The 16,179-nt window shown below is 64.3% G+C and carries 15 protein-coding genes; 8 read left to right on the top strand and 7 right to left on the bottom strand.

The window, feature by feature from the left end:
* Positions 1–149 precede the first annotated feature (149 nt).
* The 3 genes from WBK23_RS02485 to WBK23_RS02475 are packed head-to-tail and all read left to right on the top strand — an operon-like array spanning position 150 to position 3,808.
* Entirely contained in the window at positions 150–629 is a 480-nt protein-coding gene (locus WBK23_RS02485; protein ID WP_090251327.1) for an RNA pyrophosphohydrolase, read from the top strand.
* A 19-nt stretch (positions 630–648) separates the two neighbouring features.
* The gene (gene ptsP / locus WBK23_RS02480) at positions 649–2,928 is read left to right on the top strand and encodes a phosphoenolpyruvate--protein phosphotransferase (RefSeq protein ID WP_424482406.1); all 2,280 of its coding nucleotides are present in this window, start codon (positions 649–651) and stop codon (positions 2,926–2,928) included.
* Between the two features lie 13 nt (positions 2,929–2,941).
* Positions 2,942–3,808: a DUF6929 family protein gene (locus tag WBK23_RS02475; RefSeq protein ID WP_424482405.1), complete on the top strand. Its 867-nt coding sequence runs from the start codon at positions 2,942–2,944 to the stop codon at positions 3,806–3,808.
* A gap of 10 nt (positions 3,809–3,818) precedes the next feature.
* Here WBK23_RS02475 and WBK23_RS02470 read toward each other — a convergent pair whose 3' ends face one another.
* Both WBK23_RS02470 and WBK23_RS02465 read right to left on the bottom strand, forming a co-directional pair.
* Complete coding sequence (locus tag WBK23_RS02470) at positions 3,819–4,565, bottom strand: NRDE family protein (RefSeq protein WP_424482404.1); 747 nt, start codon at positions 4,563–4,565, stop codon at positions 3,819–3,821.
* Positions 4,566–4,568: 3 nt separating this feature from the next.
* Complete coding sequence (locus tag WBK23_RS02465) at positions 4,569–4,952, bottom strand: hypothetical protein (RefSeq protein WP_424482403.1); 384 nt, start codon at positions 4,950–4,952, stop codon at positions 4,569–4,571.
* Positions 4,953–5,058: 106 nt separating this feature from the next.
* Here WBK23_RS02465 and WBK23_RS02460 point away from each other — a divergent pair, with 106 nt between their 5' ends.
* From WBK23_RS02460 to WBK23_RS02450, 3 genes are read left to right on the top strand one after another with little or no spacing between them, the layout of a single operon-like run.
* A complete protein-coding gene (locus WBK23_RS02460) occupies positions 5,059–5,841 on the top strand; it encodes a sulfite exporter TauE/SafE family protein (RefSeq protein WP_424482402.1) in 783 nt (260 codons plus the stop codon).
* 10 nt (positions 5,842–5,851) lie between these two features.
* The gene (gene lgt, locus WBK23_RS02455; RefSeq protein WP_424482401.1) at positions 5,852–6,652 is read left to right on the top strand and encodes a prolipoprotein diacylglyceryl transferase; all 801 of its coding nucleotides are present in this window, start codon (positions 5,852–5,854) and stop codon (positions 6,650–6,652) included.
* Complete coding sequence (locus tag WBK23_RS02450; RefSeq protein ID WP_424482400.1) at positions 6,652–7,446, top strand: thymidylate synthase; 795 nt, start codon at positions 6,652–6,654, stop codon at positions 7,444–7,446. Before lgt ends, WBK23_RS02450 begins: the two co-directional genes overlap by 1 nt.
* 76 nt (positions 7,447–7,522) lie before the next feature.
* On the opposite strand, the gene WBK23_RS02445 is transcribed toward WBK23_RS02450, so the two are convergent.
* The 3 genes from WBK23_RS02445 to WBK23_RS02435 all read right to left on the bottom strand — a co-directional run bounded on the left by WBK23_RS02445 (position 7,523) and on the right by WBK23_RS02435 (position 11,215).
* Positions 7,523–8,296, bottom strand: coding sequence for an outer membrane protein (locus tag WBK23_RS02445; RefSeq protein ID WP_424482399.1), 774 nt, complete (start codon positions 8,294–8,296; stop codon positions 7,523–7,525).
* Positions 8,297–8,439: 143 nt separating this feature from the next.
* The gene (locus WBK23_RS02440) at positions 8,440–9,828 is read right to left on the bottom strand and encodes a DUF3482 domain-containing protein (RefSeq protein WP_424482398.1); all 1,389 of its coding nucleotides are present in this window, start codon (positions 9,826–9,828) and stop codon (positions 8,440–8,442) included.
* The gene (locus WBK23_RS02435; RefSeq protein WP_424482397.1) at positions 9,821–11,215 is read right to left on the bottom strand and encodes a DUF2868 domain-containing protein; all 1,395 of its coding nucleotides are present in this window, start codon (positions 11,213–11,215) and stop codon (positions 9,821–9,823) included. The genes WBK23_RS02440 and WBK23_RS02435 overlap by 8 nt, the downstream gene beginning before the upstream one ends.
* Positions 11,216–11,395: 180 nt before the next feature.
* On the opposite strand from WBK23_RS02435, the gene WBK23_RS02430 reads away from it, so the two are divergent.
* Positions 11,396–12,571 (top strand): diguanylate cyclase, encoded by a 1,176-nt coding sequence (locus WBK23_RS02430; protein ID WP_424482396.1) that lies wholly within the window; start codon positions 11,396–11,398, stop codon positions 12,569–12,571.
* A gap of 58 nt (positions 12,572–12,629) precedes the next feature.
* Complete coding sequence (locus WBK23_RS02425) at positions 12,630–13,142, top strand: dihydrofolate reductase (RefSeq protein WP_424482395.1); 513 nt, start codon at positions 12,630–12,632, stop codon at positions 13,140–13,142.
* Positions 13,143–13,350: 208 nt separating this feature from the next.
* Here WBK23_RS02425 and ilvD read toward each other — a convergent pair whose 3' ends face one another.
* Together ilvD and WBK23_RS02415 are read right to left on the bottom strand one after the other, a co-directional pair.
* Complete coding sequence (gene ilvD / locus WBK23_RS02420; RefSeq protein ID WP_424482394.1) at positions 13,351–15,198, bottom strand: dihydroxy-acid dehydratase; 1,848 nt, start codon at positions 15,196–15,198, stop codon at positions 13,351–13,353.
* A 269-nt stretch (positions 15,199–15,467) separates the two neighbouring features.
* Positions 15,468–16,160 (bottom strand): MgtC/SapB family protein, encoded by a 693-nt coding sequence (locus tag WBK23_RS02415; protein ID WP_424482393.1) that lies wholly within the window; start codon positions 16,158–16,160, stop codon positions 15,468–15,470.
* Positions 16,161–16,179 lie beyond the last annotated feature (19 nt).

The raw sequence follows: 16,179 nt of genomic DNA, 5'->3' as shown, positions 1-16,179 counted from the left end.
ACCTTTGATTGCCAGCTATGAAAGGCGGCCAGAATAGCGGCTTTTAGGGGGCATTCCTATTGCGCGGGCCGCTCGCGTTGCTGCTGCCGCGGCCTTTGTGGAACAATGCCCGCATGTCTTAAATTCAGGCGTTTACGAGGTTGTGTGCCGTGATCGATTCCGATGGTTTTCGCCCGAATGTCGGCATCATTTTGACCAATGATGTCGGCCAGGTGCTGTGGGCGCGTCGGATAAACCAGGACGCTTGGCAGTTCCCGCAGGGCGGGATCAATGACCATGAGTCGCCGGAAGAAGCGCTGTACCGCGAATTGAATGAAGAAGTGGGCCTGGAACAGCAGGATGTGAAAATTCTCGCCTGCACCCGGGGCTGGTTGCGTTATCGTCTGCCCCAGCGCCTGGTGCGTACGCACAGCCAGCCGCTGTGCATCGGGCAGAAACAGAAGTGGTTCCTCTTGCGTCTAACTGGCGCGGAGGATCGGGTGCGCATGGACCTGACCGGCAAGCCGGAGTTCGACGGCTGGCGTTGGGTCAGTTATTGGTACCCGCTGGGCCAGGTGGTGACATTCAAGCGCGAGGTTTACCGTCGCGCCCTTAAGGAACTCGCTCCGCGCCTGTTGGCGCGCGACTGACACAGGCTAGAACCCAGCCATGCTCAATACGCTGCGCAAGATTGTCCAGGAAGTAAACGCCGCCAAGGACCTTAAGGCGGCGCTGGGCATTATCGTGCAGCGGGTGCGCGAGGCCATGGGCAGCCAGGTCTGCTCGGTCTACCTGCTCGACCCAGAAACCAATCGCTTTGTGCTGATGGCCACCGAGGGTCTGAACAAGAAGGCCATCGGCAAGGTCAGCATGGCACCCAACGAGGGTCTGGTTGGCCTGGTCGGTACCCGCGAGGAGCCGCTCAACCTCGAACACGCCTCCGAACACCCACGTTATCGCTACTTCGCCGAAACTGGTGAGGAGCGTTATGCCTCCTTCCTCGGTTCACCGATCATCCACCACCGTCGGGTGATGGGCGTGCTGGTGGTGCAGCAAAAGGAGCAGCGCCAGTTCGACGAGGGCGAAGAAGCCTTCCTGGTCACCATGAGCGCGCAGCTCGCCGGTGTTATCGCCCATGCCGAGGCCACCGGCTCGATCCGCGGCCTGGGTCGCCAGGGCAAGGGCATTCAGGAAGCCAAGTTCGTTGGCGTACCGGGTTCGCCAGGCGCGGCGGTGGGCACCGCGGTGGTGGTATTGCCGCCGGCCGACCTGGAAGTGGTGCCGGATAAAACGGTCGATGACATCGCCGCCGAGCTGACCCTGTTCAACAACGCCCTGGAGGGTGTGCGCGGCGATATGCGCGCCCTGTCGGCGAAGATGGCCAGCCAGTTGCGCCCGGAAGAGCGCGCGCTGTTCGACGTTTATCTGATGATGCTGGAAGACGCCGCCCTGGGTAACGAGGTGGTCAAGGTCATCAGGACCGGCCAGTGGGCCCAGGGCGCGTTGCGCCATGTGGTCAGCGAGCACGTCAACCGTTTCGAACTGATGGACGACGCCTACCTGCGCGAGCGCGCCAGCGACGTCAAAGACCTCGGCCGGCGTCTGCTCGCCTATCTGCAGGAGGCGCGCCAGCAGACCTTGGTGTACCCGGACAACTGCATCCTGGTCAGCGAGGAGCTGTCGCCGGCGATGCTCGGCGAGGTGCCGGAAGGCAAGCTGGTCGGCCTGGTTTCGGTGCAGGGCTCGGGCAACTCGCATGTGGCGATCTTCGCCCGCGCCATGGGCATTCCCACGGTGATGGGCGCGGTCGACCTGCCGTATTCGAAGATCGACGGCATCCAGCTGATCGTCGATGGATATCACGGTGAAGTGTTCACCAACCCCAGCGAAGTGCTGCGCAAGCAATACGCCGATGTGGTCGAGGAAGAGCGCCAGCTGGCCCAGGGCCTCGATGCACTGCGTGCCTTGCCCTGTGAAACCCTCGATGGTCACCGCATGCCGCTGTGGGTCAACACCGGCCTGCTCGCCGATGTGAAGCGCGCCCAGGAGCGCGGTGCCGAGGGCGTTGGCCTGTACCGCACCGAAGTGCCGTTCATCATGAAGGAGCGCTTCCCCAGCGAAAAGGAGCAGCTGGCGATCTATCGCGAGCAACTGGCCGCCTTCCATCCGTTGCCGGTGACCATGCGCAGCCTGGATATCGGCGGCGACAAGGCGTTGAGCTATTTCCCGATCAAGGAAGAGAACCCCTTCCTTGGCTGGCGCGGCATCCGCGTGACCCTCGATCACCCGGAAATCTTCCTGGTACAGACCCGTGCCATGCTCAAGGCCAGCGAAGGCCTGGATAACCTGCGCATCCTGCTGCCGATGATCTCCGGGGTGCAGGAGCTGGAAGAGGCGCTGCACCTGATCCACCGCGCCTGGGGTGAAGTGCGTGATGAGGGCACCGACGTGCCCTTGCCGCCGGTTGGGGTGATGATCGAGGTGCCCGCGGCGGTCTACCAGGTCCGCGAGCTGGCGCGCATGGTGGACTTCCTCTCGGTCGGTTCGAACGACCTGACCCAATACCTGTTGGCGGTGGACCGCAACAACCCGCGGGTCGCCGATTTGTATGACTTCCTGCATCCGGCGGTGCTGCAGGCACTGTGCAAGGTGGTCGAGGGCGCGCATGCCGAAGGCAAGCCGGTGAGCATCTGCGGCGAAATGGCCGGTGATCCGGCGTGCGCCGTGTTGCTGATGGCCATGGGTTTCGACGGCCTGTCGATGAACGCCACCAACCTGCCCAAGGTGAAATGGCTGTTGCGCCAGATCAGCCTGGGCAAGGCCAAGGAACTGCTCGCCCAGGTGATGAGCATCGACAACCCGCAGGTGATTCACAGTACCCTGCAACTGGCCCTGCGCAATCTCGGCCTGGGTCGCATGATCAATCCGGCGTCGGATATCCAGGCGTGAGCGTCAGCGGCGCGTGCTGAACCCCGCCGATAATGTCCTGGCGTTGCGCCAACTCGCCACCCTGCGCCTGTCGGCGGCCAGCGCGCTGGTGTGCCAGGGCCAGAGCTTGTGGGTGCTGGCGGACGATGCGCTGGTGCTGCAGCGTTACAGCCTGAGTGGCGACTGGCAGGCCGAGCTAACCCTGCTGCCCGGCGAGTTACCCAGCGATCCGAAACTGCGTAAACGCCTCAAACCCGACTTTGAGGCGTTGTTGCTATTGCCTGAAGGCAGCCTGCTGGCGTTGGGCTCGGGTTCGACCGAGCGGCGCTGTCGCGGTTGCCTGGTCGAGGCTGGCAGCGTGCGCGTGATCGATCTCAGCCCCTTGTACAGTGCACTCACTGGGCACTTCCAGGACCTGAATATCGAAGGCGCGGTGGTCCATCGTGGGCGGTTGCTGCTGGCGCAACGCGGCAATGGCCGCGGCCGGGAGAATGCCCTGGTGCTGCTCGACCTGGCGCAGGCACTCCACGATCTGCAGCAGGGGCAACTGAGCGCCGCCACGCTGCAGCGGATTGTGCCGCTGCAATTGCCGGAGTTGGATGGTGTGCCGTTGAGCCTGACCGATCTCAGCGTGGCTCCCGGTGGTGCGCTGTATTTCAGTGCCACGGCGGAGGCCACCGACTCCAGTTATCTGGACGGTGCCTGCGTCGGCAGCGTGCTCGGACGGCTGGATGCACAGCTGGCCATCGCCGAGCTGAGCCGCCTGACGCCTGTGGTCAAGATTGAGGGGCTGGCCTTCCAGGCCGACGGCCGGCCGTTGCTGGTCGCCGATGCCGACGATCCGACCATCGCGTCGCCGCTGTTTACCCTCGACGCCCTGAGCGCGTCCGCCGGCCGCTAAGCACCTGGCGTCAACATTCCAGATAAACCTCACTCAGCAAGTTGCCATGGGGGCCGAAGCAGCGTTCGGCCAGCAGGCGGCTGCCATTGGCATTGACGATCAGCGCGGTACTGGCGCGGGTGCCGTAGCTGGCACTGGCGATAAAGATGCTCGACAGCAGGCGCTCGCCGGTCAGGCCGATGCCGGTCTGCGGCAGCTGCTCATCTGCGGCTTGGGTGGCGTCGGCCAGTAGCGCAAGCAAGGCCTCGGGCTGTGGGGCATGCAGGGTTTGGCTGAGCGCGTGCTTGGCCCGTTGCAGCTTCGGCCATGGGGTGTCCAGATCGGCATTCGACAGGCCATGGATGCCGGCCGCCAGCGCAGTGGCGCGGCGCTGTGGGGAGTTGTAATGCCAGAGTTGCTGGCGGTCGCCGAGTAGCAGGTTGAAGCCGCTGTAGTCGCTAGGCCGCTCGGCAAGCTGTTGCAGATAGTCTTCTGTGCTCAGCGTGCTGCGCAGAAAGGCCGCCGGTATTTCGCCCCTGGAACGCGCGCCGGTGGCCTGGCCGGGGTCGCGGATATTGGTCAGGGCGGCAAAGCGCCCGTCGCGGCCAGCCCCCAGCCAGGTGCCGCCGGCCTGCAGGTCACGTCCGGCATACAGCCCGGGCGCATCGGCCCACTCGGCCAGAGGCTGGCTTGGGCGGGCGTAGAACTCATCACGGTTGGCCGCCATCAGCAGTGGTTGCGCATGGCCGGGTCGCCAGGCCAGGACGATCAGGCACATGGGTTAGCTCCTTAATTTCGCCAGTACACCGGCGCTGTCCAGCTCAGCGCCCAGATGCAGGCGCACCTTGCGCGCACCGCAGCCCAGGCCAAGTTCCAACAGAATGCGCTCCTCGATCTGCGACAGGCCGCCCTCCAGGCGCTCCAGCGGCTGGATCAGCAATTGCGGCGGCAGGCTTAGGCGCATAAAGCGCTTGGGTAGCAGCTCGGCGATTGCGCGCTGTAACAGTAGCTGCGCCGCAGTAAAGTCCGCCACCAGCAGGCGTTGGTTGCTGAATGCCGGGTCGGCGTGCAGGCGCAGTTCGCGGCCGCTTTGCAGGTGGCTCAGGTGCATCTGGTTACAACTCAGTTTCAGGTACAGAGTCGGGCGCACGGCAGTCAGATCCATGACGAGTCGCTGGCACTTTACGCAAAGCGCAGGCGGACATCCATCGCCCAAAGTAGAGTCCGGGGCGGTGCATCCGTTACCATGCGCCATTGTTTTGGGGGTGCTGATGGAACTGCTGCTGTATTTGCTGCTGGGCGCGGCGGCCGGAACCCTGGCCGGGCTGTTTGGCGTGGGCGGCGGGATCATTATCGTGCCGGTGCTGGTACTGAGCTTCGCCGCTCAGGGCTTCGATCCGACCATTCTGACCCACCTGGCAGTGGGCACTTCGCTGGCGACGATTATCTTCACCTCGATCAATTCGGTGCTGGAGCATCAGCGCAAGGGCGCGGTGTTGTGGCCGGTGTTTGCCTGGATGTGCCTGGGCATTCTGCTCGGTGCCGGGCTGGGGGCGCTGACGGCCGCGTCGATTCAGGGGCCGCTGCTGCAGAAGATCATCGGCGTGTTCGCCATCGTGATTGCCGTGCAGATGGCCCTGGAATTGAAACCCAAGGCCAGCCGCGTGGTCCCAGGCAAGCCGGCGCTGACCCTGGCCGGTGCAGTGATTGGCTGGGCCTCGGCGATTTTCGGGATTGGTGGCGGCTCGCTGACCGTGCCGTTCCTGACCTGGCGCAGTGTGCCGATGCAACAGGCGGTGGCCACCTCCTCGGCCTGCGGCTTGCCGATTGCCCTGGCCAGCGCCCTGAGTTTTATCTGGCTGGGCTGGGACAAACCCGCGCTGCCGGAGTGGAGCCTGGGTTTTGTCTACCTGCCGGCGCTGCTCGGTATTGCCATCACCAGCATGTTTTTTGCCCGCTTCGGCGCGCGCCTGGCGCACAAATTGTCGCCGCGCCTGCTCAAGCGCCTGTTTGCCCTGCTGCTCTTGGTAGTGGGCGTGAATTTCCTGATCTAAGGAGTTTTTGATGCTGCCTTACCCGCAGATCGACCCGGTTGCGCTGGCCCTCGGCCCGCTGAAAATCCATTGGTACGGCCTGATGTACCTGATCGGCATCGGCGGTGCCTGGTGGCTGGCCTCGCGCCGGGTCAACGCCTTCGCGCCGACCTGGAACAAGGAGAAGCTTTCCGATCTGGTGTTCTGGGTGGCCATGGGGGTGATCCTCGGTGGCCGTCTGGGTTACGTGCTGTTCTACGACCTGGCGGCCTATATCGCCGAGCCGGTGCGCATGCTGCGAATCTGGGAAGGCGGCATGTCGTTCCACGGCGGATTGATCGGCGTAATGCTGGCCACCTGGTGGTTCGGTAAGCGCAATAACAAGAGCTTCTTCGAGCTGATGGACTTTATCGCGCCACTGGTGCCGATCGGCCTGGGTGCGGGGCGCATCGGCAACTTTATCAATGCCGAGTTGTGGGGCAAGGCCACCGACGTGCCGTGGGCGATGATCTTCCCCACCGACCCGCAGCAACTGGCGCGCCACCCGTCGCAGCTGTATCAGTTTGCCCTGGAAGGCGTGGCGCTGTTCACCATCCTCTGGTTCTACTCGCGCAAGCCGCGGCCGACCATGGCAGTCTCGGGCATGTTTGCCCTGTGCTACGGCATCTTCCGCTTTATCGTCGAATTCGTCCGCGTGCCGGACGCCCAGCTCGGCTACCTGGCGGGCGGCTGGCTGACCATGGGTCAGGTGCTGTGCCTGCCGATGATCCTCGGCGGCCTGGGCCTGATCGCCTACGCCTACAAACGCCAGGCTGCTCAGGAGGCCGTGTAATGCAGCAATACCTCGACCTGATGCGCCTGGTGCGCGACACCGGCACCTTCAAAAGTGACCGCACCGGCACCGGCACCTACAGCATCTTCGCCCACCAGATGCGCTTTAACCTGGCCGACGGCTTCCCGCTGGTGACCACCAAGAAGTGCCACCTGAAATCGATCATTCACGAGCTGCTGTGGTTCCTCCAGGGCGACACCAATATCAAGTACCTGAAGGACAACGGCGTACGCATCTGGGACGAGTGGGCCGACGAGAACGGCGATCTTGGCCCGGTCTATGGCTACCAGTGGCGCAGCTGGCCGGCGCCGAACGGCGAGTCGATCGACCAGATCAGCAAGCTGGTCGAGATGATCAAGAAGAACCCGGACTCGCGTCGCCTGATCGTCTCCGCCTGGAACCCGGCGCTGGTCGAGCAGATGGCCCTGCCGCCGTGCCACGCGCTGTTCCAGTTCTATGTGGCCGACGGCAAGCTGAGCTGCCAGCTGTACCAGCGTTCGGCCGATATTTTCCTTGGCGTGCCGTTTAATATCGCCAGCTATGCGCTGCTGACCTTGATGGTCGCCCAGGTTTGTGGCCTGCAACCGGGTGATTTCATCTGGACCGGCGGTGATTGCCACCTGTACGCCAACCACCTCGAACAGACCGACCTGCAACTGAGCCGCGAGCCGTTGCCGTTGCCGGTGATGAAGCTCAATCCTGAGGTGAAGGACTTGCTGGCGTTCAAGTTCGAGGACTTCGAACTGCTCGGCTATCAGGCGCATCCGCATATCAGCGCGCCGGTCGCGGTCTAAGCCGTGTGCCGACCACCTGGCCTGATTGGCAGGTGGCTGGCTACTCAACCGCTATGGGTATTGCTGGCTACTGCCATCAGAACTTGTAGGCCAGACCCAGGGTCAGCTTCTGGCTGCCGCTGTCCACTTCGTTTTTGACCCCGAAGGCCTCGAAAGCCTCGGGGCTCATGGCCCAGAACGAGGTGCTTTGGTAATCGCTGTACTGGTATTCGGCGCGAGCCAGCAGATGTTCGCTCAGGCTGGCTTCCAACCCCAGGCCGGCCGTCCAACCCAAGACGATCTCGTCGTGGCTCTCGTGGCGGGCGGAGGAGAAGGGGCTGCAGGCATAATTGTCGCTCGGGCAATAGGTGCTCGATTCCAGGCGGGTGGCGGCTATGCCGGCGGCACCATAGAACAGCACGCTTGGGGTGATCAGGTAGCCGGCCCGGCCGCGCAGGCTGGCGTCCCAGTCGGACTGCAGGGTGACGCTGGTCTGGTCGTCGCCGAAACCATAGATTGGGCTCAGGTCTAGGTGGTGCTTGTCCGTCTGGCCGTCGGCATAGCCCGCACTCAGCTCCAGCCCCAGCAAGACCCGCTCGCTGATTAGCCAGTTGTAGCCGCCATATAGGCTGAAGTAGCCATTGTTGCTTTTCGATGAATCGCTGGCACCGGAAAGGTCGCCGACATTCAAGGTGTCAGTGGATGGGAGGTAGATGTCGCCCTGCTCCCAATCGATTTGCTGCTCACGGTTACCGGCAGCGGCACCCAGATAGAAGCCGCTCCAGGCGTCGTAGTCGGCCGCTTGCGCCGAGACGCAGGCGAGGGCGGCCAGTGTCGCGCTGGTAGCGATGATTGTTCTGGGGATCCCCATGACGTGCTCCTAAATGCTCGGGCTGAATTTTTGTTTAGCGGACGTGGCAGGCGCAGCTCTGCTGGTGTGCGCGGCCGATCGCGGCGCTAGCTGATAGCAAAAAGCCACGCAGTATACGGGGGCGGGGTGTCGAGTGCTTGGCCTTAGCCGATATGCCCTGGCGAACTGTCCAGGGCCGCACTGAGGAGCGCGATCTGCTCCTGGCGCTGCACCTGCTCCAGCTGTGGCCTTGGGTTGAGCGAAGACCACTCGGGGTGGGCGCGGGCCTTGTGCAGGGCGTCCGGCAGTTTGCCTTCGCGCCAGCTGGCGTCCTGTGGCGTGTTTAGGCTGATGGCATCGACTGCTGCATGGCCGCGGGCTTCCAGCGCCTGCAGTAGCCGCTGCTGACGCAGGGCGAGCAGGCGCAGCACGGCGTTGTCCACGGTCAGCTCGCGCTGGCCCTTGAGTTTGCCTTTTAGTCGCACGCCATAGCCGCGCAGGGTCTGGGCACCGCCACCGAGCACGGCACCGATAAGCGCCGCCGCGCCGAGGGTGATGCCGCCAACCAGCAGGTCGACGCCGACGCCGGTGGCCGCTCCCGCAGCCATACCGCCGCCGATATTGATGCCAAGCTGCTTGAGGGTTTCCGGGTTGAACAGGTCGTCGCCCCAGCGCCCGTCGAGCAAGGGCAGCTCGCCGGCCTGGGCGTCGTCCGGGCGGAAGGCATACAGGCGCAGCAGCGCCTCGACGCAGCGCTGTTCACGCTGACGAATGGCCTGATGCAGTTCGCGGATTGCGCCTTGTTCCAGCGTGGCTTGGGTGGACACGCTGCGGCGACAGGCGGCGCAGTCCAGCAGCAGTTCGGCGATCAGCCGCGCGCCGCTGCTTTTGCGCAATTGGCGTTGCGCTTGGTGATCATCGATCAAGCGTTGCAGCTGCGGCCGGGCTTTTTCCAGCAGCAGGGCCAGGCTGTCGTACAGGCGGCGTTCGCCATCCAGCGGCGGCGCGACACTGTCGAAACACACCAGGGCATGCAGGCCGAGACGGGCCAGGGCGTCGCGCCAATCCTGCTCGCGGTGATGGCTGGCGCTGACGAAGTTCAGCACCGGCAGCAGCGGCCGGCCGCACATGGCCAGCACCGCCAGTTCGTCGCGGTACTTGGCCAGCACCGGTTCGCGCGCATCGATCACATAGAGCCCCGCGTCAGACGCCAGCAGCTGGCGCAGCACCTTGGCCTCCTGCTCGAAACGCTGGCGCGCCTCGCTGGTGTCGAGGAAACGCGCCAGCCGTGCCGGGCCGTCCAGGCGTTCACCGGGGCGCTCCAGGCGCTCTAGATAGTCGAGCAGGGCGATGGCGTCTTCCAGGCCAGGGGTGTCGTACAACTCCAGCAGCGCTTCACCGTTAACCGACAGGCGCGCGCCCTCGACATGGCGGGTGGTGCTGGGGCGATGGGAGACCTCGCCGAAGCCGACATCGCGGGTCAGGGTGCGCAGCAGCGAGGTCTTGCCGACATTGGTGTGGCCGACCACGGCCAGTTTGAGTGCTTTAGTCATGGCCATGCTCCAGCCAGCTGAACGGCGCACTGTCGCTGTAGCTCAGTTGCAGTTGCTCCAGTGCACGGTGCCAGTCGCCCAGGCGCGCGCCGTCGAGGGCCTCGCCGGGCGGTGGTGGCAGCAGCCAGATGCGTGTGCTGCCGGTGCAGCGTGCCAGTTCGCCCAGCAGCGCCAGGCTGCCGCGATCCGGTGAGCGCCGCGGGTCGCAGGCGATCAGCAGGCGTGCTGGCGGAAAGCGGGTGAGCTGATCGAGCAGTTGCCGACGCTGTTCACGGCTGTCGATCACCCCCGCGTCGCCAATTCCGGCCGGCAGGGCGGGCGGCCAGACGCGGTGCGGGTCCAGTTCGATGGCCACCAGCAAGGCACCTTGCGGATCTTGCGCCGTGCTGCCGGCCTGCGCCTGATGCAGCTGCGCCGGGGCGGCGTCGCAGATGCCCAGGCGTTCGCTGCTCGGTTGCAGGCGTTCACGCAGCAGGTCGTAGCCCGGCAAATTGAGCTCCAGTTGCAGGCGCGTCTGGCCGCTGTGCCAGCGCCACAGGCTCAGCAGGCCGAGCAGCAGGCGCGGCAGCAGGCCGAACACCAGCAGCACGCCCATCAGCCAGGCGGCCCAGGCGTGGCGTGCGGCTTCGCTGCTCAGGGCGGTCTCGCCACTGGCGCGGATCAGCTCGGCGCTGGGCACGGCAAAGCCGAGCAGCGCCGGGATTGCGCCCAGCGTCTGGGTCAGGGCGACAAAGGTGTCGCTGCCGAGCAGGGTGGTTTCCCAGATAAAGCCATAACGGCGGGCGGCCAGTAGCGCCAGCATCAGCAGCAGCGCGCTGAGCAGCGCAACCAGCCACAGGCCATGCACCAGCAGACCGAGCAGCCAGCGGTTCAGCCCCTGGCGTTGCAGCAGTAGCGCCAGGGCCGGGCCGAGCTGGGCGGCGCGAGCGTCGCGGGCCAGCTTCTCGCTGAGCCACAACCACAGGCGGCCGAGGGCGCTGGTCGAGTTGCCCGTCAGCAGCAGCGACAGCAGCCAGCCGAGCAGGGCAATCAGGTGCAGGCCAAGCAGGCTGCCCAGGGCCCAGAACACATTGACCGGGCGCTGGCCGTCACCCAGTGCGGTCAGCGCCAGGCCCGCGCCACTCAGCGCCGCGAGGATCAGCAGCAGGCCGATGGCCAGGCGTGCGCCTTGCAGCCAGTGCTGTTGCGCCTGTAACTGGCCGTCGCGCTCAGCCAGCCACAGGGCGCGGGCTTCGATGCGCGCGGGCAGTTGCGTGGCGCTGCGCTGCGCGTGGCGGTTGGCTTCGCTGTCTTCCAGCGGGCCGGCGTGCTCTTCACGCAGGCGCAGGGTTTCGCACAGCCAGAGGCGTTGCAGACGGCTTAATTCAGGTTTTCCGGATGGACTCACGCGGCGTTCCGTTAGTGGGGCAAGTTCAGAGCATAACCGCCCTGATTGCGGCATGGCATAACTGCACGCCGTTGTACGGCGCAGGCAGGCCGTCTAGGCTAGTTGCAGTCGCGTGGTTGTCGCCTGTGCATCTGCCGCGTGCCGACGGCTTGATATAAAAATAATAAAGCGGGTGATGCCTTGAAATTACCGCATCTGGAGTGGGTCAATCAGGACTCGCCGTACCTGCGTCAGCATCAGCAGGGTTTTCGTGCGCTGCGCTTTGACGTTGAGCTGGAGCAGGCGTTCAAGCGCTATCACGCCAATGTGTTCCTGCGCCGCATGCGCTGGGCGTTGTTGGTGGCCACGCTGCTGGCGCTGCTGTTTGTGTTGCTGGATGCAATCAACCTGCCGGCCCCCTTGCGCGGTCAGATACTCGCCCTGCGCCTGGGGGTGATTCAGCCGCTGCTGCTGCTGGCCTGGGTGGCCACCTATCGGCCTGGGTTGCGTGATCACCTGCAGCTGATCGGCGGCGTCGTTGCGCTGTTCTCCGGGCTGGCGGTGGCGGGCATTATCGGTTTGGCCCGCTATCACAGCTTTGCGCTGCCCTATGAGGGCATCATCCTGGTCACGGTGTTCTTCTATTTCCTCACCGGCCTGCGCTTTACCACCGCGGTGTTGTGCGGCTGGCTGACTTTCCTGGCGTATCTGGCTATGGAAATGAGCACGGGTCTGTCGGGCGAGGCGCTGCTGAACAATGCCTTGTTTCTGGCCCTGGCCAATATCATCGGCTCGGTAGGCTGTTATTCCCTGGAATATGCCACGCGGCAGAATTTCCTCGCCCATGGCCTGTTGCAGGACCTGGCCGAGAAGGACTTCCTCACCGGGCTGCTCAATCGTCGCGCCTTTACCGAACGGGCCGAGCGCAGCTGGCGTCAGGCACAACGGGAAAAGCAGACCCTGGGCGTGGTGATGATGGATGTGGATTTCTTCAAGCGTTACAACGACCACTATGGCCATGCGGCCGGCGACGAGGCGTTGCTCCAGGTTGCCCGGGTGATTGGTGAACATGCACGGCGGCCGCTGGACTGCACGGCGCGTTACGGCGGTGAGGAGTTTGTCGGCGTCTGGTATGGCCTGGATGAAGCGCAGCTACTGGCGATTCTGCAGGACATCCGCAGTTCTATCGAAGCCCTGGGCCTGGCGCATGCCCATTCGGATGCAGCCGGTGTTGTCACGCTGAGCATCGGCATGGCTTACCTGTCGCCGTATCCCCATCAGAGCCTGGGCGAAGCCTTGCGCCTGGCCGATGTTGCGCTCTACCTGGCCAAGGAGCAGGGGCGCAACCGCGTGGTGGGCAAGCGCCAGGACGGTTAAGCAGACTCAACTGAGGGAAGGCTTCAATGATCGCCACGCAGACGGTATTCTCGCGCCTATGAAAAATTCCCTGCCCCTCTGCCTGATCGCCGCCCTCGCGGAAAACCGCGTGATTGGCCGCGACAACCAACTGCCCTGGCACCTGCCGGCGGACCTCAAGCACTTCAAGGCGCTGACCCTGGGCAAGCCGATCATCATGGGGCGTAAGACCTGGGATTCGCTCGGCCGGCCGTTGCCAGGGCGGCTCAACCTGGTGGTCAGTCGTCAGCCCGGTTTGCAGCTGGAGGGCGCGGAAGTGTTCACCAGCCTCGACGCTGCACTGGAACGTGCGGATGCCTGGGCCCGTGAAGAGGACGCCGAAGAGCTGATGCTGATCGGCGGCGCGCAGTTGTACGAACTGGGCCTGGCCCAGGCCGAGCGCCTGTACCTGACTCGCGTTGGCATCAGCCCGCAGGGCGATGCGCACTTCCCTGAGGTGGAGGAAGCCGATTGGCATCTGTCCTCGGCCATCGAGCATTCGGAAGGGATGGAGACGCCGGGCTATGTGTTTGAGGTGTGGGATCGCCGCTGACTCTGCCAGAACCTGTTCATGATCTGCTGCGCGTCGGCTAAACGGCGTTGAAAACGACCTCGGAATGCTCATTTACAGCTCGTAAACTCCGCTTCCTCGGCCGTTTCGCCGCCGTTTATCTCTAGCTCGCGAGATCGTGAACAGGTTCTGCGACCAATAAAAAAGCCCGGCACTCAGTGCCGGGCTTTTTTATGTGTAGCGACGCCGGTTATGGCATCAGCTTGTCCAGCATGGCCTTGTCGCGTACCGCGCCCTTGTCGGCGCTGGTGGCGAGCAGGGCGTAGGCCTTCAGCGCCGTGGTCACTTTGCGTGGGCGGCTTTCTACTGGCTTCCAGCCCTTCTTGTCCTGCTCGTGGCGGCGATGGGCGATTTCTTCATCGCTGACCAGCAGGTTGATGGTGCGGTTGGGAATGTCGATCAGCACCTTGTCGCCGTCACGTACCAGGCCGATGGCACCGCCGGCGGCGGCTTCCGGCGAAGCGTGGCCGATCGACAGGCCCGAGGTGCCGCCGGAGAAGCGGCCGTCGGTGAGCAGGGCGCAGGCTTTGCCCAGCCCCTTGGATTTCAGGTAGGAAGTCGGATAGAGCATTTCCTGCATACCCGGGCCGCCTTTCGGGCCTTCGTAGCGGATGATGACGATGTCGCCTTCCTTCACTTCGTCGGCGAGGATGCCGCGCACGGCGCTGTCCTGGCTCTCGAAGATCTTCGCGTTGCCTTCGAAGACGTGGATCGACTCATCGACGCCGGCGGTTTTCACCACGCAGCCGTCGAGGGCGATATTGCCGTACAGCACGGCCAGGCCGCCTTCTTGCGAATAAGCATGCTCGACGCTGCGGATGCAGCCGTTTTCGCGGTCGTCATCCACGGTGTCCCAGCGGGTGCTCTGGCTGAACGCGGTCTGGGTCGGGATACCGGCTGGGCCTGCGCGGAAGAAGGTATGCACGGCTTCATCGTCGGTCTGGGTGATGTCCCATTTGGCGATGGCTTCGGCCATGGACTTGCTGTGTACGGTCGGCAGGTCGGTGTGCAACAGACCGCCACGGGCCAGGGAGCCGAGGATGGAGAAGATGCCGCCGGCGCGGTGCACGTCTTCCATGTGGTACTTCTGGATGTTCGGCGCGACTTTGCACAGCTGCGGCACTTTGCGCGACAGACGGTCGATATCACGCAGGTCGAAATCGACTTCGCCTTCCTGGGCGGCGGCTAGCAGGTGGAGGATGGTGTTGGTTGAACCACCCATGGCGATGTCCAGGGTCATGGCGTTCTCGAACGCCTTGAAGTTGGCGATGTTGCGCGGCAGCACCGACTCGTCGCCTTCACCGTAGTAGCGTTTGCACAGCTCGACGGCAGTGCGCCCGGCTTGCAGGAACAGCTGCTCGCGGTCGCTGTGGGTGGCCAGGGTCGAACCGTTGCCCGGCAGGGCCAGGCCCAGTGCTTCCATCAGGCAGTTCATCGAGTTGGCGGTGAACATGCCAGAGCAGCTGCCGCAGGTCGGGCAGGCGCTGCGCTCGTATTCGGCAACTTTCTCGTCAGAGGCTGAATCGTCTGCGGCGATCACCATGGCGTCGACCAGATCCAGGCCGTGGCTGGCCAGTTTGGTTTTGCCTGCTTCCATCGGCCCGCCGGAAACGAAGATCACCGGAATGTTCAGGCGCAGCGAGGCCAGCAACATGCCGGGGGTGATCTTGTCGCAGTTGGAAATACACACGATGGCGTCGGCGCAGTGGGCGTTGACCATGTATTCGACGGAGTCGGCGATGATCTCGCGGCTCGGCAGCGAATAGAGCATGCCGTCGTGGCCCATGGCGATGCCGTCGTCGACTGCGATGGTGTTGAATTCCTTGGCCACGCCGCCGTGTTTCTCGATCTCGCGGGCAACCAGCTGACCCATGTCCTTCAGGTGCACGTGGCCCGGCACGAACTGGGTGAAGGAGTTGGCGATGGCGATGATCGGCTTCTTGAAATCTTCGTCCTTCATCCCTGTGGCGCGCCATAGGGCGCGAGCGCCGGCCATATTGCGGCCGTGGGTGGAGGTCTTCGAGCGGTAATCAGGCATGGCGATAAATCCTGCAAAGGCTATTCAGGTCACGCGTGCACAGGCGAGGGGGCTGTGCGGGCAACGGGCTGTTGGTGCGTATGTTGAGCCGGGTTCAGGCCCAAGGCAAACGCATGTGCGCATTTACCGGGCCGGGGCGCTGCCTGGCGCGGGGTGGGCGCTGGCGTGGCTGGGCTACAAAGTCCGCCTGGATAGGGCAGGAGAGCGCCGATTCTAATCCTTCGGCGCGCTCGCAAGGAAGGCCGGTATGCCCAGCGGTGTGGGTCTTGTCAGTCGCTGGCGGCGATCCGCCAGCGCGCGGCGCTGACGCTGGGTTCCAGGCTGAGGCGGCCGACGCTGCGCTCAAGCAGTTGATCGCTACGCTGTGTCGACAGCAGCAGGGCGCTGACTTCGACGCGCTCGCCGCCTTCGATATCCTGGCTTTCCAGGCGCTGCAGGCGTAATCCACCGCCGCTGGCGCTTTGCAACAACAGCGCGCGGATATGGGCTTCCTGCTCGGCGCGGCAGACCACGGTGATCAGATACTGCTGGTCGTCTTCGCGGTGGGCCTCGGGCTGGCGGTTGATAAACCCCGCCAGTGGCCGTAGCAGCACATTGGCAATGAGGATCAGCGCGCTGACCAGGGCAGCGACCAGCAGCTGCCCTGCGCCGGCCAGCAAGCCGACGGCGGCCGCGCACCAGAGCGTGGCCGCAGTGTTCAGGCCGCGAATATGCAGGCCCTCGCGCATGATCACGCCGGCACCGAGAAAACCGATACCGGAGACCACCTGGGCGGCGACCCGAGAAGGGCTGGCATCGCCCGGGTTAAGACTGGCAAACACCGTAAAGCTGGCAGCGCCCAGGGCCACCAGGGCGTTGGTGCGCAGTACGGCCAGACGCTGACGCCACTGCCGTTCGATGCCGATCAGTGCGCCGAGCAGCAGGGCCGCCAGCAGGTTGGCGACTATAAAAAGGTTGTCCATGCAGTTCTCCCGCATGCCG

This window comes from Pseudomonas sp., from assembly GCF_049653025.1.
Classification (GTDB): domain Bacteria; phylum Pseudomonadota; class Gammaproteobacteria; order Pseudomonadales; family Pseudomonadaceae; genus Aquipseudomonas.
This window is presented reverse-complemented; position numbering and strand designations above follow the sequence as displayed.